The following is a 24,655-nucleotide window of genomic DNA, read 5'->3' on the forward strand; positions in this document are numbered from 1 at the left end:
AACCATATGCTTAGCCTGTTTTTTGATTTTTTGACGCACTTGCGGCTTGAATACTACAAGGCCAACATAAGACTCTTTGACCGTGATGGATTCTTTAAGTGATTTAAAAATTTGAAGAACCTTCAAAAGTTCTCAAAGCTCGTCAGAGAAAATCATTGCTACGAAGGTATCCTTTGCTGATGCGATGAGTGTCGGGAGGTGGTATTCCATGAGAGAAGCTTTGCAGATAGCTGGCGGTAGACGAAGGGAGGACTATGGGGGAGGGTGATATTTTCCGCAGACTACTGGGTTACTAAAACGGAAAAGCAGACCGAAGTCATTGATGAAAAGCGGTAGTTGGACAGTTTTAAGAGATTTAAGTATTGTGCGGGGTTATGACCATCGGATTGAATAAAAAAGCCGCAGTCCTTTCAGGTGTGCGGCTTTATGTATTCCAGCATTACTTTCCAGAAACATCAATCATAAGCCACTTTGTGGTTGATATGATAAAACGTCGCGGTGGCAGCCATGACATGTTGTTCCTCTTTACCCGGTTTGTGCGATTCCACATTAGTAATGTGGTAGCCGACGGCACCTGCATCTAACGCTTTTTTGACAATCGCATTGTTGAGTTCTTCCATGGAGGTAGCCCAGGAAACCGTCGTTACACCAACAGCTTGCAGGGAGGCTATTTCACGATGTGATAATCCGCTGCGGATCAAAACAGGCTTAACAGACTTCGGATAAAATATGGATAAAACATCATTTACTAAGCCTTTCATGGAGTTATTCCTCAAGAGTTCAATGTCTGAATCGGGTATTACATTGCCGTCAATTAACCGGCACAACGTTAATAAACACCTTTTGATGTAACTATCCTTAGCTTTAATTGCTAATTTCTTGTTAAGAACACTTTCGCCACAATTAACACGATTTTAAATGAAGATATTTTCACTTCGTTACAGGTTAGGTGTTTTTGAAATGAATTCCCAAAAGGCGAATTAAACACGTCGTACCCATATTGCGACTTTATTACAGCGCATAGTCTTCCGGTAAGAAACGAAATGATGAATATTTTGGCCCGATGACGATATCGCGAAGCTGTCAGAATCGAAAACAGCGAGTCTTTTTGTGGCCATGTATTTCGTCAACATTTTAAAAATTGAAATACTTGATTTTGAAATGTAATGATTATCTATCTATTTGATTATAAGTCTATTTAACAGGGTTCTCTGTGACTGAGGTTTACTAGCTCTGTCCAAAAACGGACGTTGCCGCGGTCTGATAGCATCGTTATTATGCGGTTCGCAAAAAGGCCGGGCTTTCTGATAAATCATTTCTTAACTTTATTAATGATATTAACGGACAGATTAATATCATTACCTGGTGACTTATTTCGAAGTTCGGGACTGACAGCGTTATCTGTGCAGTCACTTTTCAAGCCGCATTCGCTCTTCCTCTTCCTTTGGTTCAGCGTTTCTGAGGGAAATGGTATGAAATTACTTAAAGATGAAGAAGCATTCAGAACCTGGATGACGGAAGATTATTTTAATTGTCATGGCGACATTCCTCCTGCTTTCGAAGCCGGAGAACTTGAAGGTGAAATCATTCGCCAGATGCCGGAAAACTACCCTTGTCTGGTTTTTGTTCTGGAGGATGTGATAAATAAAGAGCCTGAAGTCCTGCGTTTTGTGACTGACGAACAGGTCAGGGAGTGGGCGAAAATCATGGGTATCATTGCTTAGTGTGCCCTGGTAGACCGGATACTTCGCAAACAAAGTCATAATCACAGGATTATGCAATCCCGTGATTATAGTTGCTCTCAATACGTCAGAACCTATTTCCGGTTGCTCCAGACAGTTTGCACGTTACAGAATTCGCGTAAGCCGAAGTGGGAAAGCTCACGGCCATAGCCGCTTTTCTTTACGCCGCCGAATGCAACGCGCGGATCGGATGCGCTGTAACCGTTGATAAACACACCGCCAGTTTCCAGCTCATTAGTCATCTGCTCTGCCCGCATAAGGTCAGCTGTAAAGAGGGTCGCGCTCAGGCCAAAATCGCTGTCATTTGCCAGTTCAACGGCATGGTCTGCATCGCGTGCGACGGTAATGGCAGCCACCGGACCGAACAGTTCCTGACGGAATGCGGTCATTTCGGGTGTCACATTGCTTAAAATAGTCGGCGCATAGAAGTTACCGTTCCCGGCAATTTTCTCGCCGCCGAGCAGTAAGGTTGCACCTTCTGCGAGTGTGTCCTGAACTTGTTTGTCCAGCTCATCACGCAAATCATAACGCGCCATCGGGCCGATATACGTGGTGTCATCCAGCGGATCGCCCGTCACCAGCGCCTGAGTCGCGGCAACAAATTTTGCGGTAAAGGCATCCAGCACACCGTCCTCAACGATGAACCGCTTCGCTGCGGCACATACCTGCCCGGTATTTTGATAACGACCGGCAACCGCCGCTTTAACGGCTTCATCCAGATTTGCGTCATTGAGTACGATGAACGGGTCTGAACCGCCCAGTTCCAGCACACATTTTTTCAGTGATTTGCCAGCCAGTTCTGCAATCGCCGCACCGGCCCGAACGCTGCCCGTCACAGTAACGCCCACCACACGCGGGTCGGCAATCAGCTCTGCCACTGCCGGTGTGCCGACATTAATCACACCAAACGCACCTGCCGGAAACCCTGCTTTCAGCGAAGCTTGATTTACCAGATACGTAGTGCCCATCACATTCGGTGCCGGTTTTAACAGGAAAGTATTGCCCGCCAGCAGCGCCGGTACGGCACCGCGTAAAATCTGCCACACCGGGAAGTTCCACGGCATAATCGCCAGGATCATCCCGGACGGACGGTAGTGAATGTGCGCTTCGCCGTTATCGACCATGGTCGGTTCAGGGGCCAGCATTGCCGGACCGTTTTTGGCGTACCATTCGCATAAAGCCGCTGACTTTTCTACTTCAGCGCGTGCCTGTTTCACCGGTTTGCCCATTTCCAGAGTGATCATGCGGGCGATGTCTTCGCTGGCGGAGCGCAGCTCGGCGGCCAGATTGGCCAGCAGCATGGCACGCTGTGCGACGTCAGTTTTACGCCACTGCTTAAATGATGCGCTGCCCTGCGAAACCGCCGCTTCCAGCGCCAGCGTGGTGTCAAAAGGATATTCACCGATACGCTCGCCGGTAAACGGATTTTGCGAAATGGCATGTGTTTGTGAATCTGTCGTCGTCATTATTTATTCCTCGTTAAACCAGTGCGTTCAGAATAGAGGGTTGCAGGTTTTAATAAAAATGAATAAAAATAAGTAAACCGTTCACTTTTTGAGAAAGACTATGAATCTCTCCCAGCTCGAAATGTTTCGCGCCGTAGCTGAAACTGGCAGTATCAGCGCCGCAGCGCAGCGGGTGCACCGTGTTCCGTCAAACCTGACTACGCGCATTAAACAGCTTGAGGCAGAACTGGGCGTCGAGTTATTCATCCGGGAGAATCAGCGGCTACGTCTTTCGCCTGCCGGACGTAATTTTCTCGATTACAACAACCGAATCCTGGATTTAGTAGAGGAGGCACGGCTGTCTGTGACCGGAACCGAACCGCAAGGGATTTTCGCGCTGGGCGCGCTGGAAAGTACTGCCGCCGTGCGTATTCCGGCGTTGCTGGCACGTTATCATCAGCAATTCACCAAAGTTGAACTGGCGCTTAGCACCGGACCTTCAGGGGAATTACTGGATAAATTGATTGACGGGGAACTGGAAGCGGCGTTTGTCGACGGGCCGGTTTTGCATCCTGTGCTCGATGGTGTGCCGGTATTTCCTGAGGAGATGGTGATTGTTGCGCCACTGCACCACGCGCCGGTTAAGCGGGGTCAGGACGTGAACGGAGAGATTGTGTATGCGTTTCGCTCAAACTGTTCTTACCGGCGTCATTTTGAAAGCTGGTTTGCCGATGATGGCGCAGCGGCGGGAAAAATTTATGAGATGGAGTCGTACCACGGCATGCTGGCATGTGTCATCGCGGGTGGCGGGCTGGCACTGATGCCACGCAGTATGCTGGAAAGTATGCCCGGCAGCAGTACGGTGAGCATCTGGCCGCTGGCCGATAACTATCGTTATCTGACAACCTGGCTGGTGTGGCGGCGTGGGAACCTGACCAGAAATTTATCTGAGTTTGCGAAGATGGCCAGGGAACTGACAATCAGCCTTCAGCCACCTGCAAAATAATCTGCCAGTCGAGCGCCAGTTTCAGTGCAATACAGCCAGCACAAACGACAAAAATGGTTTTGAACATAACGTTAAGGGGTCTTATTTTGTGATTTAGATCTCATTTTACAGGCTGGCTTGTCTAATCGCTCCTTAAAAATGGTGCAGAAGATGCTTTTTCTAACCGGTTTTTTAGAAATGATTATTCAAAAAAGTGGAAAAGTTCGCTCGTAATGACCGGATTTTGACAAGTTTGTACATAATAGCAACACACTTTATTCACGCGCTGATACTATTAACAACGTGCGTAAATTGCGGTTAATAAAATTTTTCGGGTAATTTTTAAGGCTTTGAAGTGATTTATTCGTGAAAGTTTTAATTATGCAGCGGCAACAAGTTGTTATGAAATGGAGTATTAACAATTAATGCGAAAGAGTGTCGATTGCTGCCGTTGCGTTACCGTCAATAATATTACGTTGGCGCAATTGATATCATTATTTCTTTGTGTAGAATCAGTGTCACTAATTTAATGATACCCCTCTAAAGTGAGCACATCATGGACAACGCATTAAACGTTTTGAATAATATCCGTACACTTCGGGCACAGGCTCGTGAAATGCCGCTGAGCACTCTGGAAGAAATTCTTGAGAAACTGACGGCTATTGTTGAAGAATCACGCGAAAATGTGAAAGCGCGCAGTGCGCAGCAGCAGGAACGTGACGAAAAATTACTGAAATACCGTGAAATGCTGGCAAACGACGGCATCGCTATTGATGACCTGCTGGGCCACCAGACGACGAAAGAATCCGGTAAAGCTAAGCGTAAACCACGCCCGGCAATTTATGAGTATACCGACACCGACGGTTCTAAAAAGACCTGGACCGGTCAGGGCCGTACGCCTTCTGCCATTAAAGCTGCACTTGATGGTGGCGCAACCTTAGAGAGTTTCCTGATCGCGCGTTAATCAGGCTGCCGATGTGTTCCGTGTTTTCTGCCTTGCCAACCGCGAGGCAGATAACACATTTTCGGCATTCTCATTTTCATTCTGCAATTCCCTTTTTAACACCGTAATACTCCTGCATACGATCATTTCTCTCCGGTACGTAATTCCTCTTAATGTAAGCTTAAGTCTCTGCAAGTAAGGTTAACGTCTCTTCGTTTACCGGAACTGCTATGCGTAACCGATATTCTTCAGCGCAAATTGTACTCCACTGGTTGGTGTTTGTTTTAGTGGTGCTGGCCTATGCCACTATGGATATAAAAGGAGAGTTTGCAAAAGGTACGCCAGCGCGCGAATTATTAGCACTTACCCATTATAGTCTGGGGTTTTGCGTATTATTCCTGATGTGTGTACGCCTTTTTGTTCGCGGAATGTACGCCACGCCACCGGTTAAACCGACGTTAGTGCGCTGGCAGCTTTATTTTTCAGCGGCCACACAGGGTCTTATATATCTGATGTTTCTGGGCCTGCCGGTGCTGGGCATTTTGTCACAATATTATGGCGGCCATGACTGGATGATGTTTAACATCCTTATGCCGAAAAGCGTCTTTCCGGATTTACCTTTACAGAAACAGTTAAGAACGCTGCATGGATGGCTCGCGAACGCCGGGTATTATCTTATCGGATTACATGCTCTGGCGGCACTCTGGCATCACTATCGCCGGCGCGATAACACGCTTATCAGAATGTGGCCGTCGCGTAAATAGCCCGTAAACGGGCTATTGCGATGATTGTTAGGGAGATTATCAGGCGGATTCGCGGTTCTTCTGATACACGCATAAATGCGTATAAGCGGCCTGAAGGTGTGGAATGCTGATGCCGACCCGCGTTGCCCGCTCGACTAAATCACCCACAATCTGTTCCGCTTCTATCGGATAACCCTGCATCATATCGCGATACATTGAAGAAGTTTGCGGCGAATTTTTGTCAGTCACCGCTTCCCTGACTTTTGCCACCGCCGCCGCGCGTTCCGCGTAGCCAAAGGCTTTCATGGTGGTCAGCGCCTCGGTGACAATAGCCTGGGCGAACTCTGTGCCTCCTGGCGCAGACGCCACCTGACCGATGTTTCCGCGCATGGTGCAGGTGATGGCACCCAGACTCGACAGCAACAGCCATTTCTCCCACAGATCAGTCATAATCGTTTCAGAAAGGGAGGCTTCGACACCGGCACTCTGAAACGCCTGATCGACTTTCAGAATCCGTTCGGTTTTTTCGCCGGAGAGTTCGCCATAAATAATCTGGTGCAACGGCGTCATCTGATGGATATGACCATCGGCATCCAGCGTCGCGTTGATTTTACACAATCCACCAATCAGGGCGTGTTCACCGAAACGCAGACTCAGCGCCTCCATGTGTTTCATCCCGTTCAGAACCGGCATCACCATCGTGTTTTCACTGACCACCGGGGCGATATCTTTCATCGCCGCTTCCAGCCCGAAGCTTTTAACGGTCAGTAAAATCAGGTCATAAGGGCCGGTCAGCTGAGATGCTTGTAAGACATTGGGCTGAAAATGGAAATCCCCGTGCGGACTGTGCACGGTCAGCCCGTCCTGCTGCACGGCGAGCGCGCGCTTCTCACGTAAAAGAAACGTCACATCCTGCCCGGCCTGCGCCAGACGCGCGCCAAAATACCCGCCGGTCGCACCGGCACCTACAACTAAAATCCGCATATGCTTCCCCGTTGTTTCAATACATTCAGAAATCAGATATTGCGTTTTAAACTACGGGAGTCGGCAGGGGGTAGGCAAGTATTGGCATGAAGAAATAAATATCAGTACGTGCTGTGTCGGAAGAAATGTCGGTAGAAAATTCAACTCCCCGCCCGCAGGCGAGGAATATGTAATTATGTTCTCCGCGCCATAACTTTGCGATACAACACCGGCAGAGAAATCACCACGATAAGCATCGCGCCGACAATCACTGACATTACAATTCCCGGCACATTCAGCAGGCTGAGGCCGAATGTCAGCAAACCCATCAGGAACGCGGCGATGATCACACCGGTCATGCTGCCGGACCCGCCGAGCACGCTGACGCCGCCGAGCACCGCCATGGTGATCACGCTCAGTTCCCAGCCAAGTGCCAGTGTCGGACGTGTACTGCCCAGGCGCGACGTCAGCAGCACTGCCGCCAGTCCGGACATTACACCGACCAGCACGAACAACGTCAGGTTGTGGCGTTTCACGTTAATACCGGAATACCACGCCGCGACCGGATTGTTGCCGATGGCATAAGTGCGTCGGCCAAAGTTGGTTTTGTGCAACAGGAAATAAAACACCGCGCCGAGTACCAGAAACAGTGCGAATTCAAACGACAGCGGTCCCCAGACATAACCCTGACCAAACCACGCAAAACTGGCGGGATATTTATTCAGCGACTGGTCACCGAGCAGCACATAAGTCATGCCGCGGAACAGACTCATGGTGCCGATGGTGATGACGATAGACGACAGATTCAGCCGCGTGACCAGCAGCCCGTTAATCAGACCGCACAGCAACCCGACACTTAGCCCGACGCCGACCAGCGCCGGTGTCGGCAAACCGGCCTGCGCGCAGAATCCCATCACAGTGGAACTCAGAGCCATTGTGGAGGCGACCGACAAATCGATTTCGCGGGCGATAATCAGCATCGCCATCGGCAGCACAATAATGGCTTTCTCGGTGAAGTTAAACGTCGCGTCCGACAGATTCCAGATATTGAGGAAATACGGCGAAGCGAACGCATTCACCACAAACACCAGCAGCGTTACCAGCAGCAAAAATCCTTCCCAGCACATCAGGCGGCGGAAAAACGGCGTGATGGCCATAGTGGATTTTTCTCCGGCTGCGGAATGCGGCGTGTTGCGCGAAGTTAAGGTCTTACTCATGATCTTGCTCCGGTTTCAGGTCGCACAGAATGAACGGCAGGGGAATGGCGCAGGATCAGCCGTCCTTTACGTTTGTTGGCGCGTTCGTTGAGGATCACCGCAATGACAATCACGCCGCCGGAAATCGCCATCTGCCAGAACGGCGACACTTCGATTACCGGCAGGGCATTGTTGATGACGCCGAGGAACAGCGCGCCGAGCAGGCAGCCGACAACAGAACCGATGCCCCCCATGGTGCTGATCCCGCCGATGACACAGGCCGCGACAATCTGCAATTCAAAGCCGTTAGCCACGTCCACATATGCGACAGCAAAACGGGAAATCCACAGATAGCCACAGAATCCGGCCAGCGCACCGGAAAGGCAGAAACTGACGAACTGCATTTTGCCCGCATTGATGCCGGTGTAATAAGCGGCCGTAGCGTTGCCGCCCGCGGTATATAAAGCGCGCCCGGTGCGGCTGTAACGCAGGAAATAGGCCACCAGAATCAGTGCGGCAATCGCGCACCAGCCGAGCAATGGCAGACCGATAAAGGTTGTACGCGGCAGACTGAGAAATTGCGGACTCATCTGATGGGCATTGATCCAGCCACCATTGGAAAGCAGAAAAATAATGCCGCGATAAATGCTCATGGTGCCAAGTGTGACCACAATCGGCGGAATACCGACTTTCCACACCAGCAGGCCATTAATCGCGCCCATCACCAGCCCGAGAACCGTCGCCAGTAACACCAGCGACCATACCGGAATGTCCGGATGATGGAAGTTAATCAGCGCAACAATCATGCCGGTCAGCGCCAGATTGGCGGCCATCGATAAATCGATTCCTTTGGTCAGTAACACCATCATCTGGCCGAGCGCCAGGATGATGAGAATCGAGGTGTCATTAAACATTTCCAGCAAGTTTCCGGCACCCACAAACTCCGGTGAACGGGCGCCGACGCCAAGTACCATCAGCACTATAACCACCGCCAGCAACAGCTCGCGGTATTTCAGCAGTTTTTTGATCATGCTGCCTCCTCGCCCGCGCCGCTGGCGGCACTGACAATCATTTCTGCGCTGGCTTCACCGGCCTTAAACTCCGCCACCATCAGCCCTTCATGCATCACGATGATGCGATCGCTCATACCCATCACTTCCGGTAATTCAGAAGACACCATAATCACCGCCAACCCGCGTCCCACCAGTTCAGACATAAACTGATGAACCGCCGCTTTTGAGCCGATATCAATACCTTTGGTGGGTTCATCGAGAATGATGATGTCCGGTCTGGTCGCCAGCCATTTGGCGATGACCACTTTTTGCTGATTCCCGCCTGAAAGCGTGCCGACCGCTTGTTTCCAGCTGGAGGCTTTCACCTGCAACCGGCGGGCGTAATCGTCGGCCAGCGCCCACTCTTTTTTGTCATTGAGCACGCCACGCGGATTCAGCTGGCTGAGTTGCGGCAGGCTGATATTCTGGCTGATCGGCAAATCAATAATCGCGCCTTGTTTCTGCCGCTCTTCCGGCACATACACAATCCCGGCGCGGATGGCCTGAGAAGGGCGCGAGAATTGCTGCTCTTTGCCGTTGATCAGAATTTTTCCGCCACCTGGCTGCGTGACGCCAAACAGCGCCTGCATAAGCTCGGTTCTGCCCGCGCCGACCAGCCCGTAGAAACCAAGGATTTCACCTTTGCGCAGTGAGAAATTGATGCCCGCAAATTCGGTAGGATGGCTGAGATTTTGCACTTCAAGTACCGTTTCGCCCGGCTCGCAGTTCACTTTCGGGTATGCCTGACTGACCTCTCGGCCGACCATCATGGTCACCATTTGCTGTTCGCTGATGTCGCTGATTTTGCCGGAACCGACATAACTGCCATCGCGCAGCACCGTGTAGTAATCGGAGATAGAGAAAATCTCGTCGAACTTGTGCGAAATAAACAGGATGGCTTTGCCCTCGCGTTTAAGGCGCTCAACAATCTGATAAAACTCGACGATTTCATGCTGCGAAAGGGCGGCGGTCGGTTCGTCGAGAATCACTACCTGCGCATCAAACGACAGCGCACGGGCAATCGCCACCATATGGCGCTGCGCAATACTCAGGTCTTTCAGGGTAGCGTGCGGATCAATGTTCACTTCAAGACGCGTCAGAATATCGCGCGCCTGCTGATGCATCACCGGCCAGTTCAGGCGTTTAAACAGCCCGCGGTAAACATAGTGGCCGACGAAAATGTTCTCGGTGACAGAAAGCTCGTCGAACAGCACGGTTTCCTGATGAATGGCGGTGATCCCGACTTTGTGCGCGGATTCTGGATTCGGCAGTTTGATCGGAATGGCTTTATAACGCAGCTCGCCTTCTTCCGGCTGATAAATGCCGGTCATGACTTTCACCAGCGTCGATTTTCCCGCGCCGTTTTCGCCAATCAGGGCGGTTACTTTTCCCGGATACAAATCCACGTGAACGTTATTTAACGCCCTGACACCCGGAAAGACTTTGCTGATGCCTTTTAATGATAAAAGTGGCGTCGTTGAGTCTGTCATTTCAGTTCCCCTGTCTGGCTAAGCACAACAAAACGGCTCACCGCATCACGATGAGCCGCATTCAGGATCAGAAGATTTTAGAGAATTTGTCGATGTTGCTGGCGTCATAAACAAACGGTTCTGCCATCGCGCCGCTGCCGTCAGCATCCAGTTTCACCTTGCCTAAACGGCCCATGCTGGCTTCAGTTTTGGTGGCGGTGCCTTTGACCAGATCGTCTGCCAGATAGGTGGCGGCGTAGCCGAGATCAATCGGGTTCCAGATGGCGAAGCTTTTGGTCGCGCCGGATTTCACGGCTCCGGCCATTTCAGATGGCAGACCCAGACCGGTCACGTAAACCTTGCCGATTTTGCCCTGATCTTTCACCGCCTGCGCGGCAGCCACGATACCGACGGAAGAAGGGGAAATAATCACTTTCAGGTCTGGATAAGATTTCAGTAAGCCGATGGTTTCACGGTAGCTTTTATCTGACAGGTCGTCGCCATAAGCGACGGTCACCAGATTTACCGACGGGTATTTCGGCAGCACTTTCTTCATCTCCGCAATCCACAGATTCTGGTTTGTGGAGGTTGGCGTGGCACTCAGAATTGCCACATCGCCTTTCTCTACGTTCAGGGCTTTCAGCGCATCAGCGGCCAGTTTGACGTTGGTTTCGCCGATCAGCGCGTTGTTGGAAGGATTGAGGTGGATCTGACGGCCCTCTTTGGCAACGCCGGAATCCCATGACACCACTTTAATGCCGCGCTGCATGGCTTTTTTCAGCACAGGCACCAGTGCATCCGGGTCGTTGGCGGAAACGGCGATAGCATCGACACCTTGAGCAATCAGCCCGTTCAGCACTTCAATCTGCGCTTCGGCGGTGGTCGTCGTCGGACCGGTATAAATCACTTTTACATCACCCAGTTCTTTCGCTGCCTGCTGCGCACCGACGTTTGCCGCCTCAAAAAAACCGTTGCCCAGTGATTTCGCCACCAGTGCAATTTTCACTTCTGCCGATGCCGCGCCTGCCAGCAGGATGCTGCTCGCGATCAGGGTAAGGCTCAGTACGTGTTTTAATTTCATTGTTTGTACTCCGCATGCTATTCGCATAAATCTGCAAAAAGTTTAACGACGAAAAGTTGCCGACGCGCCAGGCGCATGATCACGACTCTAGGAGGTTGCTGACAGGCTGACCTTTCCGCGAGTGCCAGTTCAGCGACAACTATGGCAAAGACACAAAGGTTTGAGCGAACAACCTCACAATTTGATAACAATCTTATTTCGGGCATGCCAAACGGTCAGAAAAACACACATTACCGATCCGTGAAACCCGCACTGTAATAGGGCCTAAAGCGGCGCAGCACGGCGGATTGCGAAGGATTTTGTAAGGAAGGAAAAGTTTTGTTCAAAAGCGGCTGGCGGATCACAGTTTCAGCCTTATGGTCGCCCCGCCGACGACTAAGATATTACGATAATGTTAATAAGGAGTCGGAAATGACCGTGTTACGCAGTAGTGAGTATTTCCCCTCAGGAGATTTCCCGGTCGCCATTGAACCCCGTTATCCGCAGGAGACATTTCCTGAGCATCATCATCAGGATTTTGACGAAATTGTGCTGGTAGAGCAGGGCACAGGCACGCACGTTTTTAACGATCAGCCGCTGATCCTCAGTGCAGGCAGCGTCTGTTTTGTCCGCCACAACGACCATCATCTTTATGAAGATACCGATAATCTGCATCTGACTAACGTGCTGTACCGCAGCCCGAACGCCTTTCGTTTCCTGAATGGCGTCAGCGATTTGTTGCCGCAGGAGGTCGGCGGGATTTATCCGGCGCACTGGCGCATCAGCCCGAATCAGATAACTCAGGCCAAAACCCTGATTGACCTGCTGGCACGCAAACCGTTCAGCCCGTCCCCGGAAAATCAGGCACAGCAGGAACTGTATTTTATGCAGCTCTTATTATTGCTGCGTAAAGGCAGCCGCGACGTGGGTTATCGCGGGCAGGGGGGTGACCTGAATAATCTGCTGGACTGGATGAACGAACATTACGACGAGGAAATCGACTGGCCGGAACTGGCCGCGAAGTTCTCAATGTCGCTGCGCACCCTGCATCGCCAGATGAAACAGCAAACCGGCTGCACGCCGCTCAATTACCTCAACCGCCTGCGTCTGCTCAATGCGCGCAATATGCTGCGGTTCAGCGACAGCCCGATCACTGAAATTGCCCATAACTGCGGTTTTTGCGACAGCAATTACTTCTCCACATTGTTTAAGCGCGAATTTGGCTATGCCCCGCGCAGTATCAGACAGTGAACCCCTGATTTGCAGAAATGTTATGTCGGGCAGCCCGATCATGACATTTTTGCCATTTTTGAAAATTAAATGGCAATCACGGAAAGGTAAAAACCAGACGGATAGAACAGGCTGTTAAAACTTCACAAAAAAGAACTTTTTTATTAACAACTCGTTCATCACCTCTATCCGTACTTTGGAGACTCTTTACATGAGCACAGTTCAGAAACGTATGTACATCAACGGCGAATTCGTTGAAAACACCGGCGGAAAGTGGATTGACGTTGTGAATCCGGCGACAGAACAGGTGATTTCGCAAATCCCTGAAGGCTCGGCGGAAGATGCCAAAAAAGCCATTGATGCGGCCGAAGCGGCGCAGCCGGGCTGGGAAGCATTACCTGCGGTTGAACGCGGCGTGTGGTTGCACAAAATCGCTGCGGGTATCCGTGAACGCGAAGCCGAACTGACCGAAACTATCATTGCCGAAGGCGGCAAAACCTACGGCCTGGCGCAGACCGAGGTCCTGTTCACTGCGGATTATCTCGATTATATGGCTGAATGGGCACGCCGCTACGAAGGCGAAATCATTCAGAGTGACCGGCCAAACGAAAATATTTTTGTGTTCCGCAAAGCCATCGGTGTGACCACCGGTATTCTGCCGTGGAACTTCCCGTTCTTCCTGATTGCCCGTAAAGCGGCACCGGCGCTGATCACCGGTAACACCATCGTGATCAAACCGAGTGAAGTCACACCGAACAATGCGGTGATTTTTGCAGAAATCATTCACAAAATTGGTCTGCCAAAAGGCGTGCTGAATATTGTGACCGGTTATGGCCCGACCGTCGGCCAGGAACTGGCGGCGAACCCGAAAGTTGGCATGGTCAGTCTGACCGGCAGCGTGGCGGCGGGTATCGCCACCATGACCGCCGCAGCACAGAACGTGACCAAAGTTTCGCTGGAACTGGGCGGTAAAGCCCCCGCCATCGTGATGAATGATGCCGATCTGGATCTGGCGGTGAAAGCCATTGTCAGCTCACGCGTCATTAATACCGGGCAAGTCTGTAACTGCGCCGAACGTGTATACGTGCAGGAAGGTGTGTACGACGAATTCATCTCACGCATCGGCGAAGCGATGAAGAAAGTCACGTTCGGCAATACTGCTGAACAAAAAGAGCTGGATATGGGACCGCTGATCAGTGGCGCGGCATTGCAGCGCGTGGAAGACAAAGTGGCGAAAGCTGTGTCACAGGGCGCGAAAGTGCTGCTGGGCGGGAAACGTCACGGCGACAAAGGTTTCTTCTATCAGCCAACGGTGCTGGTCGATGTGACACAGGATATGCCGATCATGCACGAAGAAGTGTTTGGTCCGGTACTGCCGGTGGCGACATTCAAAACACTGGATGAGGCAATTGCGATGGCCAATGACAGTGAATATGGCCTGACGTCGTCGATTTACACCAGCAATATCAACACCGCAATGCAAGCGCTGAAACAGCTGAAATTTGGCGAGACTTACATCAACCGCGAAAACTTTGAAGCCATGCAGGGCTTCCATGCGGGCTGGCGTAAATCGGGTGTCGGCGGCGCAGACGGCAAACACGGCTTGCAGGAATATCTGCAAACGCACGTCGCGTATTTGCAGTTTCATTGATTTGCCGGAAGTCAGATCGAGCTGTACGTAAGCAATAACAGTAAATAGCCGGATCAGGGCAACCTGACTCCGGCTTTGCTGACTTAAACCTGATAACGAAACTCAGGAACCTGATAAGGAAAACCCATGAGCCGCAACGATTTCCTCACCGGCCTTCGTCAGCATAAATTCATCCAGACGCTGTTTGCGCCACAGCCTGATCACCCGAATCTGCCAGACGATTTTGGTCGCGCGCTGACGCTGATGGGGGGCGTATGGGATGACACATTTCTGCGATCGCCGCAAAATGGCTATACCCCGCTGAATGCCTATCTGCGCGGGCTGTATCCGGCAGATTCACAGTTTTGTACGGCCACCCCGGAGATTATCGCGGAAGTGGATTTCAACGCCCGTACGCAGGCAGCGTCGCTTAAAGACGTGGATGTCGGCGTGGTTCGCGCCTGTTTCGGTGTGGCAGAAACCGGCGCGGTGTTTCTCAGTGACCCGCAACTTTGCGTGAATTCCCTCAGCGCGATGGCTAAAAATCTGGTGGTGCTGCTGGACGTGAAGCACATCATTGAGCATCTGCATCTTGCTCATCGCCAGCCGCAACCGTTCAATGCGCGCTATACGGTGATGGTGACCGGCCCCGCCGCGATGGCAGACAGCGAAAGTGCGCTGATGCTTGGCGCGAAAGGCGTGAAAAGTCTGCGGGTGATCGCGATTTAAGTCCTAAAACCCACGGATCCTGCTGTACTCACTTCGCTTAAAATAACTCCTGTAAATAAAATAAATCCTATCTGATACAATAATTAAACAAGGGCACAACGGGCGTGTCCTGACTTTTACTGCAAGTGAGCGCGACAACCATGAGCGTGATACAGAGCCTTATCAAACAAGCCTTTGGAACCGGAAACAGCAACGAAGCGGCCACTTTCCTGGCCAGCGCATGCAACCGGATGAAGGCGATGGACAAAACGTCCATTGCCCGCGAAGTGGAAAGCGCGCTCAGAGGCGTCAGTTTCAGCCGCGCCGAGGCAGATAAAGCCAAAGTAAAAACCATTTATAAAGACACCGCCGTCACACTCGACAAGCTCGCCTCATTGGAAAAACAGGTACGCAGTCTGACCCATGAACTGGCGGTGGCACGCAATCAAACCGCAAGTGGCAATAAAGAAGACGTTCAGCGACTGGAAGGGGAGTTGTACCGCCTGAACACGCGTGTAAGCGAACTGCTGCGCCAGTCAGAAATGCAGAAAAAACAGCACGCTGATGAACTGGCGCTGATGCGCTCGCGTCAGCAAACCGCAGGGAATTCTGTCTCCGCTGAGCTGGAAGAGTCCAGAAATCTAGTCGCTTATATGGGCAGTCAGATGGCCGCGATGGCCGCAGCTCGCGACAAACTTCAGGGCCAGCTGGCCCTGGAAGAAGATAAGCGCCATGGGGCCAACCGCCGTGCCGACGGGAATTATGCCTTGCTCGGCCAGCAGAAAGAACTGACAGCGGAAGCGAACCGTAAAGTCACACAACTGCGTGCCAGCCTGAAACAGGAAGAGTACGAAGGGCAGAATGCGAAGAGCGAAAAGGCAAAGCTGAAAAAACAACTCGCTGAACTTCAGCAAGAAAACAGCCGTTTAGCAGAGCGCTTTCGTGATAACGAAGAAGATTGCGAGCGCCTGAGTCTGGCACTGGATCGCACAAATCAGGAGTTCGCTGCCTACAAAGCGCAAAAACAGCGCTTAACCCGCTGGGTTCACATTCCCGGTGCCATGATGGGGATTTCCGTCGTCGCGCTGGTGCTTTACTCAGATGCCCAGCCGGGACATCTGTTTGATAATCTCGCCCCCGCCGCTTTCCTCGGCAGCGTCGTCTACGCACTTTCCCTGATGATTGTCTGGAGCCGGAAAGCGTAGCGGCAATGACCGGTGTGCGTTGTTGCATGCTGCCTGATTTTTGGCTAACCCAGCACACGCTTTCCCGGATAATGGCAAAAAGTAAGGTTCATCACTTAATGCGGGCTTGTCATTGTTACCAGTCTCACCCCATCCTGGGCACTTTCATGGGCAATCCCGTAAACCTGAGCTTGTTCAAGAACCCTTGCGGCCCAACGTCGGTGCGTGGCCGGTTCACACATAGCCCCCTGAGATTTAAAGACTGCCTGACTGGAGTTTAAGATCCGCAGCGCATCCGCATGGTCGGCAGGAGTGACCATCAGGGCTCGTTCGATTTTCGCAATCTGGTTTGGATGAATGGCGGTTTTTCCGACCAGCCCATGTGCCATATCGAGCGCCAGTTCCCGTTCCATGACGTTATGATCATCAATGTGTTCGCACACAGGAGACGTCAGGGCAAAATCGCGTGAGCCAAAAACGGCCACCAGCATCTTGATGACGTAGCCCATCGGGCTGTCGTATAGCGTGAGATTGCGCGGGCGACGAAGGGAAATGACGTTCATGAGGTCATTTCCACCTATACGCAGCGCAATGATACGATCATGGCAGGGGTGACTGAGCAGTGTCGTCGCGAGCTCCCGCATCTGTATAACATCGAAGACGTCTTCAGTTTCCAATGTCGGCATCATGCACAGATGTGTGTCTTTCATAATCTCCCACCATAGAGGCAGGGAAGCGAGGGTGAACTTAGGAAGTACAAGCCCGTCCACCGGCGACAGATCCAAATCAGTCGTTAGGTAATGGCCCATATCTGTATGGCGGGGACGTATAAAGACAAGAGGCCATTCGGTTCCCCGTCCTTCAGCCTTCGCAGAACGTAATGCTGCCAGCACCTGCTTTAAATTATCCAGGGCCGCAGGCACGTCTTCATCGCTGACCGCGTCTTCAAGGCAAATGACTATCGAACGGAGTCCTTCAATTTCATTACTCAGCACGCTTTTGGCAATATCAGAACGCGTTGCAGGCATGTAGAGCGTGGCACCCAGCCGGTATGGCGAGAGTCTCTTTGTCATCAGTGAACCTTTTTAATAATGGTGATGGCACGATACTGTCCGATGCGATCGCCGACTTCAGTGATGGGGATATTTTTTTCCCGGGCCAGATACACCAGCAGGGCAACGTCGGGATCGTTAACCGACCGAACAAGAACGTGCTCAGGCACCCGGCGCAAAACGGCCCGTGTCGCCTCGGCAATGCCGGGTTTAATCCGGTTAATGCTTGAAATCTTGTACTCAGCGGCCAGTGACGCAATGATCTGTTCACTTTGTGATTTCAACTGCGCAAAATTTTCAGGATCCCACTGGCTGGCAGGAATTGCGTCCAAATCCAATGATTTTCGGCAATCAGCCACCGTGTCGACCAGTTGGCGGCTGCATTCAAACTGGCGAAGATGTTCGCACTGAACGCAACCGTGCAATCCTTCTGATGACCAGATGGAACGCGAGATAAGGCCGGAGACGGGCGCTCCCATAATGCCGAAGGGAATTAACCAGTCGTCATCACTGGCGGCGAGCCAAGACACACCGCAGGGATCAGCCAGAACCACAAGGCGTGGATCATCCGGATAGCCTGTACGTGATGCCAGCGAGCGTCGAAGCTCGCCGGTAATTGCGCCTTTGCCTGTCCAGCCGTCGACAAACACCACACCTTCAGTGCCGTGCCGATGCTCAATCCAGTCCATGGCCGTTTCGTCAATGCCCCGGTCTCTGATAATGCTGACACCATAATGATGAGACTGTTTGCCCATCGCCCGCAGTGTCTGATGCAACATGACGCCAAGCGGCACCCCAGCCCGCACCAGACTGACCAAAACAATGGGCGTATCGCCGAAACGTTCTGATAATGCTTTTGCCAGCATCACGACTTCTCTCGCCAAACGGACCGCCCCCTGATCCAATGCTTTGGCAAACAAATCCAAGTGCCAGTTTGTCGGTTCAGGTTCCTGGCTCAGCATTTCGGAGTAGTGCTTTGCCCCGGACTGAATCAGTTGCTCTTTTTGGTCTACGGGCGTCATTTCCATTTCAACAGGGTTAAGCAGGAATTGGACGTCTTCGGCGAGATAGGAACCGGAAAATGGGATAAATGGCTGCATATTATTATTCTCCGAAAACATGGCGACTGATTTCTTCGGCAAACTGGCTCTGACGGGGCAGCCCAAACCAGTGACACAGTTTCATGAAACGATGGTCGCTCAGGCTGTCTCCCAAACCGATGACAGGGAAAACGCCGCGTTCGGCACGCAGCTTGTTCAGCAGATACTGGGTTGCGAGGCCTTTTTCTACCGGAGTGGGTAACCATGCAATGTTGTTACTGTTGCGATGAATGTAAAAACCCGCTGTCGGGAAGGTAGCCTCGATTTCATCGCCGATGGCATAAAGCTCGTCCAGCCGGGTGCTGTCGGTATGCTTCATCACCAGATACACCGGCGTATTGTCATACTCGTAATTGATACGGGCCCAGCCCTGAATCCCGCGAGTTTCCATCAGAGAAGTGATGTCGCGCTGCATCGTCAGCAATTGATCCCGATAACCGGACAGACTCATGAGCATCTGAGCTTTCCACTCTTCGTCCGGCTTTCCTTTCGGCGTCAGGATCACCGCGCCATGCGTGACGATAGCCCATGAGTGAAACGGGATAGTCACGCGGCCAATTTCTTCCGTCCCACGGGCCGTGACCGGAATAAAGTCTGCATGTTTAAGCAACCAGTCAACCAGCATGGATTGCTCTTCGGTCATAAAGCTGCGGGCTTGCATTGAGCGGTCTAAGGCACCCGGACGATAGGGCTCAAGTGCCAGCTCATCTACCATTTTCCGGCGGGTCTGGAAAAGGGTGTCATCGAGATCAGAAAAAACTACCGGCTTATTCATAAACGATCACCTCTACGGCAGGAGCCACGGCGTTCAAAGCAGCAAGCAGGGCAGGATCAACACTCTCAGCCGGTGTTTCGATACACAATAAAATGCGGTCAAACTGCTGATGAGCAACGTTATAGACAAAATTTGGAATGCCCAGTCCGTAATTATCCGTAAAGGCAATGGCTGACTCGATGGCGAAACCGGTAGAAATGGGGGAGCGCGTTGTGCAACTGAACCTGACCTCTGCTCCCTGAAGTTCCAGACGTTCTGCCAGCAATAACGGTTCCCAGACGAATTCTCCGGATCCCAGCACTAAGATTTTTTCTCCGGCTGATGCCGTGATTTTTGTGCCGAGATCCCTTGCGGCTGTCGCCATGCCCAAACGTCCCCAGCTCTGTTTACCGGTGATTGCCACGCTGCCTGTGGCGGTGACGTTCACATTTGGCATCACGGGAACGGGGGCATCGGGTTTTCTTTCCCAGTGCCAGTCTCCCTGAACAAGTGATACCGAAGTGACGGGCAACGGACACTGTTCTGTGATGGCGTTTCCGCTCCAGTCCGTCAGCGTTACAGTAACCACACGCTCTACTGCGGTCAGGCCTGCTTCTGTACGCAGCGCCTCCAGTAAGTTAATAAAGGTCTTTCCCGTGGTGGCCTCATCATCGATAAGAACCAGAGTCCGGGCGTTGCTGACATGGCCCCGAAGCGCGGGATCGGCTGGGTGATATAGCAGATGGTCTGTCGCGTGAGAGTGGTCTTCTTTAAATTCGCACATCAGCTCGCCGTCGACGGGATGGCGGGTAGACGTCAGGTAGACTACATCATCGAAAACTTTCGAGGCTTCATCAAAAACCCCGGCACCCAGCCCAACGGCCGTTTCTGCCATACCGATAAACAATACCGGTTGCGGTAAATCAGCAGGGATCTGTTGTGCGAGCTGACGATAAGCGGACCGCATAATGGCAGGGGAAATCGGGATGTGTCGTCCCAGTACTTTGCTGACAAAGAGAAAGGCCCGCTTGGGATTACGCCGTTCGGCAATATCGAAAAGTGAATCTAATGGGAGGATACCGCCAGTCGGGGTTACCGTTAGGGTTCCGCCGGAGAGCGATTTACGGTAAACAGGGTTTCCATTGAGCATGGTTATGCGTTCTCTTCGCGGACTGACAGATTTTCAGGGATGGGGTTATAACGGATGACATCAGTCATCGGGCTCAATCAGTGCGACATTGGCCTGCGAAAGTATTTCATTCCTTTTTTGGCAATGAGAGGCCACAACGATGACAGCTATATTTGAATTTTTTAAAAAGACTATTTGAATATTTTCAAAGAGGTCATGAATTCCTGAAATAATATATCGCTGTGAAGATAATCCTTCCATCAGCCATATGGTGTAATCCATTCATTTATTTTCCAGGAATGATGAGGGGAAATGAGAATTCAGATGAGTCTAGGGAGGCGTTTCGCACATGTCAATCATAATAGTATTACAATTGATGCTGGAAATGAATATCCGTTAATACATGAAAAATCTCAGTTAATTGCAAAAAAAATTAGCGTTAAATTAAATAACGTTTCAAATCAAACAATTAATTTTGAATAGACGAAATCAGGGAAAATATGGCGTATCGCACAACTTCGTCATGATATGCTTTTTCAGTAAAAGGAATTCTGATTTAAAAATAATAATTCAACCTACGCGTGAAGGAATAAATAATGGTTTCATTAAGCAAAAACCAAACTGTTTCACTCAGCAAAGAAACGTCATCATTAAATCAGTTGCAATTCGGTTTAGGCTGGGATCCTGTAAAAAATAAAAAAGGATTTTTAGCGAGTCTTATGGGTGGCGGCAGGGATTCAATTGATTTAGATGCAGGCTGTGTCCTGTTAGACAGTTCTGGCAAAACGATTGATACCATCTGGTTTAGCAAATTGAAATCTAGTTGTGGCTCCGTTGTTCATTTGGGCGACAAAGCCTCCGGAGGCCGCACCATTGATAATATGCATGCGGATATTGTCGCCACGGTGGTGCGGTAATGACGATGACGCCAGGGGGTAATGCCCCCATTCCTTCACAGGTACTGACGGTGCGCGTTCTCTCTGGTGTCCCGGTCGACGCTTCTTCGTTTCGTCTTTATGCCTCCGGTAAAGTGCAGGGCGATGCGGATATGGTGTTTTACGGACAACCCGTCAACGACGATGCGTCAGTAAAACTCGCCGGTGCCGGTACAGACACGGCCTTTACGGTCGATATTTGCCGCCTTCATCCTGAAGTACAAAAACTGGCTTTCACTGCAACCTGTGATGGCAACATGACGCTCTCCTCACTCAGACATCTCTCCGTTCAGGTTGAACTTAACGGCAACGTTTTGCTGACCGGGAATGTGGAAGTGTCTGGTCGTCAGGAAGCTGCGCTTATCCTCGGAGAAATTTATCGCCGTAACGCTGAATGGAAATTCCGATTCATTGCGCAGGGCTTCAACGGTGGCCTGAAACCGCTGGCTGAACATTTCGGCGTAGACATTTCGGATGTTCCTGCACCGGCTGCAAAACTGTCACCGGATCCCGCCAAAATTAGTTTAAGCAAGGTCTCGCTCACCAAAGAAAAACCCTCCATCAGCCTTGCCAAGCGGCATAGTTTTGGCGAAATCAAAATTAACCTCAACTGGAATCAGGGAAGCGCCGCGTCAGGCGGAATGTTTGGCGGGATGTTCAGTAAATCCAAAGGTGTGGATTTGGATTTAGGTGCATTTGTTGAACTTCAGGACGGCACCAAAGGCGTGGTTCAGGCGCTAGGAAATACCTTTGGCCGCCTGAATTCAGAACCTTTCGTTGAGTTACAGGGGGATGACCGTACGGGTCAGGTCGCTGACGGCGAGTGGTTGCATGTTAACGGTCGTGAATGGAAGAACATCCGCCAAGTGCTGATCTACGCCTTCATTTATGAAGGGGCGGCGAGCTGGGATAAAACTGACGGCGTCGTCACGCTGCATATTCCTGAGCAACCGCCCATAGAGACACGTTTAACCGAAGGGCCAGACCGCCACAATATGTGCGCGATCGCCCGACTGGTAAATGAAAACGGGGCCATTAAGGTTGAAAGAATCAACCAGTTCTTCAGTGGCCACAAAGACATGGACAAAGCGCTGGGCTGGGGCTTTCGCTGGTCTGCCGGTTCCAAATAATTCCAAATCCTGAGGATGAAATAATGAGTTTTTTAGACAAAATGAAAGGCGCACTAAATGCCGGTCGTGATGAACTGACCAAACAAGTCGGGCGCTTTAAAAACAAAAAATTCCTGCAGGGCACAGTGGCTGTTTGTGCGCGTATTGCGGTCACGAGCGACGGTGTAAGCAGCGAAGAAAAGCAAAAGATGATTGGCTTTCTTCAGGTGTCGCCTGAACTGAAAGTATTCGAAACCAAAGAAGTTATTGCGTTCTTTAATGAACTGGTGACCAGCTTCAGTTTTGATTACGAAATCGGGAAAGGCGAAACCATGAAGTACATTTTGGCGCTTAAAGATCAGCCCGAGGCTGCGCAACTGGCTGTGCGTGTTGGGATCGCCGTGGCGAAAAGCGATGGTGACTTTGATGAGTCCGAAAAGATGGCCGTTCGGGAAATTGCCCTGGCTCTTGGTTTCACTCCGGCTGAGTTTGGCCTTTAATTTTTACACTCTGGCGTAAGGGTACAATATGGTCTCCACGCACATAGGTTTCCCGGCAGAAACAGTCATCGTTTTTGTCTTTCTTGCTGTAGGGGCCATCTTTATCGATTTGTTTATGCATCGTCATGACAAACCGATTTCTTTAAAGAGTGCTGCGCTCTGGTCAGTTTTCTGGATCCTGGTGGCAATGGCGTTTGCCGGTTTCCTTTATGTTCATCACGGTGCCGAAGTCGCCAGCCTGTTTGTGACCGGCTATGCGCTTGAGAAAGTCCTCTCCGTAGATAACCTCTTTGTGATGATGGCAATTTTCTCCTGGTTCTCCGTGCCGGATAATCTTCGTCATCGCGTACTTTACTGGGGCGTTATTGGCGCCGTCGTCTTCCGCGGGATTTTCGTCGCCATCGGGTCCAGTTTGCTGACTCTGGGCCCGTGGGTAGATATCGTCTTTGCCTTAGTCGTCTTGTGGACGGCTGTCATGATGCTGAAAAGCGGCGAAGATGATGCCATTGAAGATTACTCTCAGCATCTCGCTTACCGGATTGTGAAACGCTTTTTCCCGATCTGGCCGAAATTAAAAGGGCGCGCTTTCCTTTTAAGCCAGAAAGAAGTTGAAGCTGAACTGGCAAAGCCTGAAAACGAAAACATTAAAGTTGGCCGTTTAGGCAAAGTCGCACTGTATGCGACGCCGCTGCTTCTGTGTCTCGCTGTGGTTGAGCTGTCGGATGTGATGTTTGCTTTCGACTCCGTCCCTGCCGTAATCGCTGTCAGCCGTGAACCGCTAATCGTTTACAGCGCCATGATGTTCGCCATTCTTGGCCTGCGCACCATGTACTTTGTGCTGGAAGCGCTCAGACAGTACCTTGCCCACCTCGAAAAAGCCGTCATCGTGCTGTTGTTCTTCATCGGCGCGAAATTGGGCCTTAATGCAACCGACCATCTGTGGCATCACGGCTATAACATTTCAGCGAATGCGAGTCTTTTCATTGTGCTGTCTGTGCTGGCTGTCGGAATTATTGTCAGCGTGTTATTCCCTGGACAACCTGATGCTGAGGAAGGCAAAGAGGGTTAATTTCCCCGACCTTCCCTTTGACTATTAACGTTAACAATTGAGGATTTAACTATGGGCGTTTCTCTTTCTAAAGGCGGGAACATCTCGTTAAGTAAAGAAGCACCAACAATGAAAAACGTGCTGATCGGTCTGGGGTGGGACACCCGCTCTACCGATGGTCAGGACTTCGACCTTGATGCTTCTGCTTTCCTGCTCAACAACGCAGGCAAAGTACGCGGCGACGCGGATTTCATTTTCTACAACAACCTGAAATCCACTGACGGTTCTGTGTTGCACACTGGCGACAACCGAACCGGCGAAGGCGAGGGTGATGATGAAGCACTGAAAATCAAACTCGATCAAATCCCTGCAGATGTGGACAAAATCGTGTTTGTGGTCACTATCCACGATGCAGTCACCCGCGGTCAGAGTTTCGGTCAGGTTTCGGGTGCATTTATTCGCCTTGTGAATGATGACAACCATCAGGAAGTCGCCCGCTATGACCTGACGGAAGATGCATCGACAGAAACCGCCATGTTGTTCGGTGAGCTGTATCGCCATAACACGGAATGGAAATTCCGTGCTGTCGGTCAGGGTTATGCCGGTGGTCTGGGATCAGTTTGTTCTCAGTACGGTATCAACGCTTCATAGTTGGGGCAAAGGGACGTTCTTCAGAAT

General features: G+C 51.1%; 24 protein-coding genes and 1 pseudogene. 13 read left to right on the forward strand and 12 right to left on the reverse strand.

The features are described 5' to 3' along the window. Window positions 1-455: 455 nt before the first annotated feature. Window positions 456-761, reverse strand: a complete 306-nt coding sequence (locus tag D5398_RS22730; protein WP_112287418.1) for a YdgH/BhsA/McbA family protein — start codon at window positions 759-761, stop codon at window positions 456-458. Window positions 762-1,472: 711 nt separating this feature from the next. Here D5398_RS22730 and D5398_RS22735 point away from each other — a divergent pair. After that, the gene (locus D5398_RS22735) at window positions 1,473-1,724 is read left to right on the forward strand and encodes a hypothetical protein (RefSeq protein ID WP_120509643.1); all 252 of its coding nucleotides are present in this window, start codon (window positions 1,473-1,475) and stop codon (window positions 1,722-1,724) included. A gap of 92 nt (window positions 1,725-1,816) precedes the next feature. Here the strand turns inward: D5398_RS22735 and D5398_RS22740 are convergent, their stop codons facing one another. Then, complete coding sequence (locus D5398_RS22740) at window positions 1,817-3,208, reverse strand: aldehyde dehydrogenase family protein (protein ID WP_120509644.1); 1,392 nt, start codon at window positions 3,206-3,208, stop codon at window positions 1,817-1,819. Window positions 3,209-3,308: 100 nt separating this feature from the next. Here D5398_RS22740 and ptrR point away from each other — a divergent pair, with 100 nt between their 5' ends. From ptrR to D5398_RS22755, 3 genes are all read left to right on the forward strand, one after another. After that, entirely contained in the window at window positions 3,309-4,193 is an 885-nt protein-coding gene (ptrR, locus tag D5398_RS22745) for a putrescine utilization regulator PtrR (RefSeq protein ID WP_120509645.1), read from the forward strand. A gap of 535 nt (window positions 4,194-4,728) precedes the next feature. Next, window positions 4,729-5,136 (forward strand): H-NS family histone-like protein, encoded by a 408-nt coding sequence (locus tag D5398_RS22750; protein WP_112287421.1) that lies wholly within the window; start codon window positions 4,729-4,731, stop codon window positions 5,134-5,136. Window positions 5,137-5,345: 209 nt separating this feature from the next. Then, window positions 5,346-5,879 (forward strand): cytochrome b, encoded by a 534-nt coding sequence (locus D5398_RS22755; protein ID WP_120509646.1) that lies wholly within the window; start codon window positions 5,346-5,348, stop codon window positions 5,877-5,879. A 39-nt stretch (window positions 5,880-5,918) separates the two neighbouring features. Here the strand turns inward: D5398_RS22755 and panE are convergent, their stop codons facing one another. The 5 genes from panE to rhaS (D5398_RS22780) form a co-directional block, all read right to left on the reverse strand. Continuing rightward, complete coding sequence (panE, locus tag D5398_RS22760) at window positions 5,919-6,842, reverse strand: 2-dehydropantoate 2-reductase (RefSeq protein ID WP_120509647.1); 924 nt, start codon at window positions 6,840-6,842, stop codon at window positions 5,919-5,921. A 173-nt stretch (window positions 6,843-7,015) separates the two neighbouring features. After that, window positions 7,016-8,038, reverse strand: coding sequence for an ABC transporter permease (locus D5398_RS22765; protein WP_415838546.1), 1,023 nt, complete (start codon window positions 8,036-8,038; stop codon window positions 7,016-7,018). Further along, window positions 8,035-9,048, reverse strand: a complete 1,014-nt coding sequence (locus D5398_RS22770; protein ID WP_120509648.1) for an ABC transporter permease — start codon at window positions 9,046-9,048, stop codon at window positions 8,035-8,037. Before D5398_RS22770 ends, D5398_RS22765 begins: the two co-directional genes overlap by 4 nt. After that, window positions 9,045-10,559: a sugar ABC transporter ATP-binding protein gene (locus tag D5398_RS22775; RefSeq protein WP_120509649.1), complete on the reverse strand. Its 1,515-nt coding sequence runs from the start codon at window positions 10,557-10,559 to the stop codon at window positions 9,045-9,047. The genes D5398_RS22770 and D5398_RS22775 overlap by 4 nt, the downstream gene beginning before the upstream one ends. A gap of 67 nt (window positions 10,560-10,626) precedes the next feature. Beyond that, window positions 10,627-11,619, reverse strand: coding sequence for a rhamnose ABC transporter substrate-binding protein (gene rhaS, locus D5398_RS22780; RefSeq protein ID WP_104925188.1), 993 nt, complete (start codon window positions 11,617-11,619; stop codon window positions 10,627-10,629). 411 nt (window positions 11,620-12,030) lie between these two features. Here rhaS (D5398_RS22780) and rhaS (D5398_RS22785) point away from each other — a divergent pair, with 411 nt between their 5' ends. The 4 genes from rhaS (D5398_RS22785) to D5398_RS22800 all read left to right on the forward strand — a co-directional run bounded on the left by rhaS (D5398_RS22785) (window position 12,031) and on the right by D5398_RS22800 (window position 16,371). Then, the gene (gene rhaS, locus D5398_RS22785; RefSeq protein WP_120509650.1) at window positions 12,031-12,849 is read left to right on the forward strand and encodes an HTH-type transcriptional activator RhaS; all 819 of its coding nucleotides are present in this window, start codon (window positions 12,031-12,033) and stop codon (window positions 12,847-12,849) included. Between the two features lie 190 nt (window positions 12,850-13,039). After that, window positions 13,040-14,479, forward strand: coding sequence for an aldehyde dehydrogenase (aldA, locus tag D5398_RS22790; RefSeq protein WP_120509651.1), 1,440 nt, complete (start codon window positions 13,040-13,042; stop codon window positions 14,477-14,479). A gap of 126 nt (window positions 14,480-14,605) precedes the next feature. Next, window positions 14,606-15,187, forward strand: a complete 582-nt coding sequence (locus D5398_RS22795) for an LUD domain-containing protein (protein ID WP_120509652.1) — start codon at window positions 14,606-14,608, stop codon at window positions 15,185-15,187. A gap of 140 nt (window positions 15,188-15,327) precedes the next feature. After that, window positions 15,328-16,371 (forward strand): coiled-coil domain-containing protein, encoded by a 1,044-nt coding sequence (locus D5398_RS22800; RefSeq protein WP_120509653.1) that lies wholly within the window; start codon window positions 15,328-15,330, stop codon window positions 16,369-16,371. Window positions 16,372-16,466: 95 nt separating this feature from the next. Here the strand turns inward: D5398_RS22800 and D5398_RS22805 are convergent, their stop codons facing one another. Genes D5398_RS22805 through D5398_RS22825 form a run of 5 tightly spaced genes read right to left on the reverse strand, consistent with a single transcriptional unit; the run spans window position 16,467 to window position 20,667 of the window. Further along, entirely contained in the window at window positions 16,467-17,423 is a 957-nt protein-coding gene (locus D5398_RS22805; protein WP_120509654.1) for an HpcH/HpaI aldolase/citrate lyase family protein, read from the reverse strand. Then, window positions 17,423-18,502 carry a cysteine protease StiP family protein gene (locus D5398_RS22810; RefSeq protein WP_120509702.1) on the reverse strand — a complete coding sequence of 360 codons (1,080 nt, stop codon included), beginning with the start codon at window positions 18,500-18,502 and terminating at the stop codon, window positions 17,423-17,425. Before D5398_RS22810 ends, D5398_RS22805 begins: the two co-directional genes overlap by 1 nt. A gap of 4 nt (window positions 18,503-18,506) precedes the next feature. Next, on the reverse strand, window positions 18,507-19,277 hold the full coding sequence (locus tag D5398_RS22815; protein WP_120509655.1) for an HAD family hydrolase: 771 nt from the start codon (window positions 19,275-19,277) through the stop codon (window positions 18,507-18,509). After that, window positions 19,270-20,406, reverse strand: a complete 1,137-nt coding sequence (locus D5398_RS22820) for a phosphoribosyltransferase domain-containing protein (protein WP_120509656.1) — start codon at window positions 20,404-20,406, stop codon at window positions 19,270-19,272. Before D5398_RS22820 ends, D5398_RS22815 begins: the two co-directional genes overlap by 8 nt. A gap of 60 nt (window positions 20,407-20,466) precedes the next feature. Beyond that, a complete protein-coding gene (locus tag D5398_RS22825; RefSeq protein WP_120509657.1) occupies window positions 20,467-20,667 on the reverse strand; it encodes a hypothetical protein in 201 nt (66 codons plus the stop codon). Window positions 20,668-20,981: 314 nt separating this feature from the next. Here D5398_RS22825 and D5398_RS22830 point away from each other — a divergent pair. The 5 genes and pseudogenes from D5398_RS22830 to D5398_RS22850 all read left to right on the forward strand — a co-directional run. Then, a pseudogene (locus D5398_RS22830) lies at window positions 20,982-21,248 on the forward strand (TerD family protein); the annotation flags it as partial. A 53-nt stretch (window positions 21,249-21,301) separates the two neighbouring features. Beyond that, window positions 21,302-22,450, forward strand: coding sequence for a TerD family protein (locus tag D5398_RS22835; protein WP_120509659.1), 1,149 nt, complete (start codon window positions 21,302-21,304; stop codon window positions 22,448-22,450). A gap of 23 nt (window positions 22,451-22,473) precedes the next feature. Next, window positions 22,474-22,929 (forward strand): tellurite resistance TerB family protein, encoded by a 456-nt coding sequence (locus D5398_RS22840; protein WP_120509660.1) that lies wholly within the window; start codon window positions 22,474-22,476, stop codon window positions 22,927-22,929. A 28-nt stretch (window positions 22,930-22,957) separates the two neighbouring features. Continuing rightward, window positions 22,958-23,998, forward strand: coding sequence for a TerC/Alx family metal homeostasis membrane protein (locus D5398_RS22845; protein ID WP_120509661.1), 1,041 nt, complete (start codon window positions 22,958-22,960; stop codon window positions 23,996-23,998). Between the two features lie 51 nt (window positions 23,999-24,049). Beyond that, on the forward strand, window positions 24,050-24,628 hold the full coding sequence (locus tag D5398_RS22850; RefSeq protein WP_120509662.1) for a TerD family protein: 579 nt from the start codon (window positions 24,050-24,052) through the stop codon (window positions 24,626-24,628). The last annotated feature ends 27 nt before the right edge of the window (window positions 24,629-24,655 follow it).

Source organism: Rahnella bruchi, assembly GCF_003614975.1.
GTDB classification, from domain to species: Bacteria; Pseudomonadota; Gammaproteobacteria; order Enterobacterales; family Enterobacteriaceae; genus Rahnella; species Rahnella bruchi.

What these genes read in the sequence shown, in the direction of transcription:
- D5398_RS22730 (WP_112287418.1), bottom strand. Translation starts at nt 761, where the DNA reads ATGAAAGGCTTAGTAAATGATGTTTTATCCATATTTTATCCGAAGTCT.
- D5398_RS22735 (WP_120509643.1), top strand. Translation starts at nt 1,473, where the DNA reads ATGAAATTACTTAAAGATGAAGAAGCATTCAGAACCTGGATGACGGAA.
- D5398_RS22740 (WP_120509644.1), bottom strand. Translation starts at nt 3,208, where the DNA reads ATGACGACGACAGATTCACAAACACATGCCATTTCGCAAAATCCGTTT.
- ptrR (WP_120509645.1), top strand. Translation starts at nt 3,309, where the DNA reads ATGAATCTCTCCCAGCTCGAAATGTTTCGCGCCGTAGCTGAAACTGGC.
- D5398_RS22750 (WP_112287421.1), top strand. Translation starts at nt 4,729, where the DNA reads ATGGACAACGCATTAAACGTTTTGAATAATATCCGTACACTTCGGGCA.
- D5398_RS22755 (WP_120509646.1), top strand. Translation starts at nt 5,346, where the DNA reads ATGCGTAACCGATATTCTTCAGCGCAAATTGTACTCCACTGGTTGGTG.
- panE (WP_120509647.1), bottom strand. Translation starts at nt 6,842, where the DNA reads ATGCGGATTTTAGTTGTAGGTGCCGGTGCGACCGGCGGGTATTTTGGC.
- D5398_RS22765 (WP_415838546.1), bottom strand. Translation starts at nt 8,038, where the DNA reads ATGAGTAAGACCTTAACTTCGCGCAACACGCCGCATTCCGCAGCCGGA.
- D5398_RS22770 (WP_120509648.1), bottom strand. Translation starts at nt 9,048, where the DNA reads ATGATCAAAAAACTGCTGAAATACCGCGAGCTGTTGCTGGCGGTGGTT.
- D5398_RS22775 (WP_120509649.1), bottom strand. Translation starts at nt 10,559, where the DNA reads ATGACAGACTCAACGACGCCACTTTTATCATTAAAAGGCATCAGCAAA.
- rhaS (WP_104925188.1), bottom strand. Translation starts at nt 11,619, where the DNA reads ATGAAATTAAAACACGTACTGAGCCTTACCCTGATCGCGAGCAGCATC.
- rhaS (WP_120509650.1), top strand. Translation starts at nt 12,031, where the DNA reads ATGACCGTGTTACGCAGTAGTGAGTATTTCCCCTCAGGAGATTTCCCG.
- aldA (WP_120509651.1), top strand. Translation starts at nt 13,040, where the DNA reads ATGAGCACAGTTCAGAAACGTATGTACATCAACGGCGAATTCGTTGAA.
- D5398_RS22795 (WP_120509652.1), top strand. Translation starts at nt 14,606, where the DNA reads ATGAGCCGCAACGATTTCCTCACCGGCCTTCGTCAGCATAAATTCATC.
- D5398_RS22800 (WP_120509653.1), top strand. Translation starts at nt 15,328, where the DNA reads ATGAGCGTGATACAGAGCCTTATCAAACAAGCCTTTGGAACCGGAAAC.
- D5398_RS22805 (WP_120509654.1), bottom strand. Translation starts at nt 17,423, where the DNA reads ATGACAAAGAGACTCTCGCCATACCGGCTGGGTGCCACGCTCTACATG.
- D5398_RS22810 (WP_120509702.1), bottom strand. Translation starts at nt 18,502, where the DNA reads ATGCAGCCATTTATCCCATTTTCCGGTTCCTATCTCGCCGAAGACGTC.
- D5398_RS22815 (WP_120509655.1), bottom strand. Translation starts at nt 19,277, where the DNA reads ATGAATAAGCCGGTAGTTTTTTCTGATCTCGATGACACCCTTTTCCAG.
- D5398_RS22820 (WP_120509656.1), bottom strand. Translation starts at nt 20,406, where the DNA reads ATGCTCAATGGAAACCCTGTTTACCGTAAATCGCTCTCCGGCGGAACC.
- D5398_RS22825 (WP_120509657.1), bottom strand. Translation starts at nt 20,667, where the DNA reads ATGGATTACACCATATGGCTGATGGAAGGATTATCTTCACAGCGATAT.
- D5398_RS22835 (WP_120509659.1), top strand. Translation starts at nt 21,302, where the DNA reads ATGACGATGACGCCAGGGGGTAATGCCCCCATTCCTTCACAGGTACTG.
- D5398_RS22840 (WP_120509660.1), top strand. Translation starts at nt 22,474, where the DNA reads ATGAGTTTTTTAGACAAAATGAAAGGCGCACTAAATGCCGGTCGTGAT.
- D5398_RS22845 (WP_120509661.1), top strand. Translation starts at nt 22,958, where the DNA reads ATGGTCTCCACGCACATAGGTTTCCCGGCAGAAACAGTCATCGTTTTT.
- D5398_RS22850 (WP_120509662.1), top strand. Translation starts at nt 24,050, where the DNA reads ATGGGCGTTTCTCTTTCTAAAGGCGGGAACATCTCGTTAAGTAAAGAA.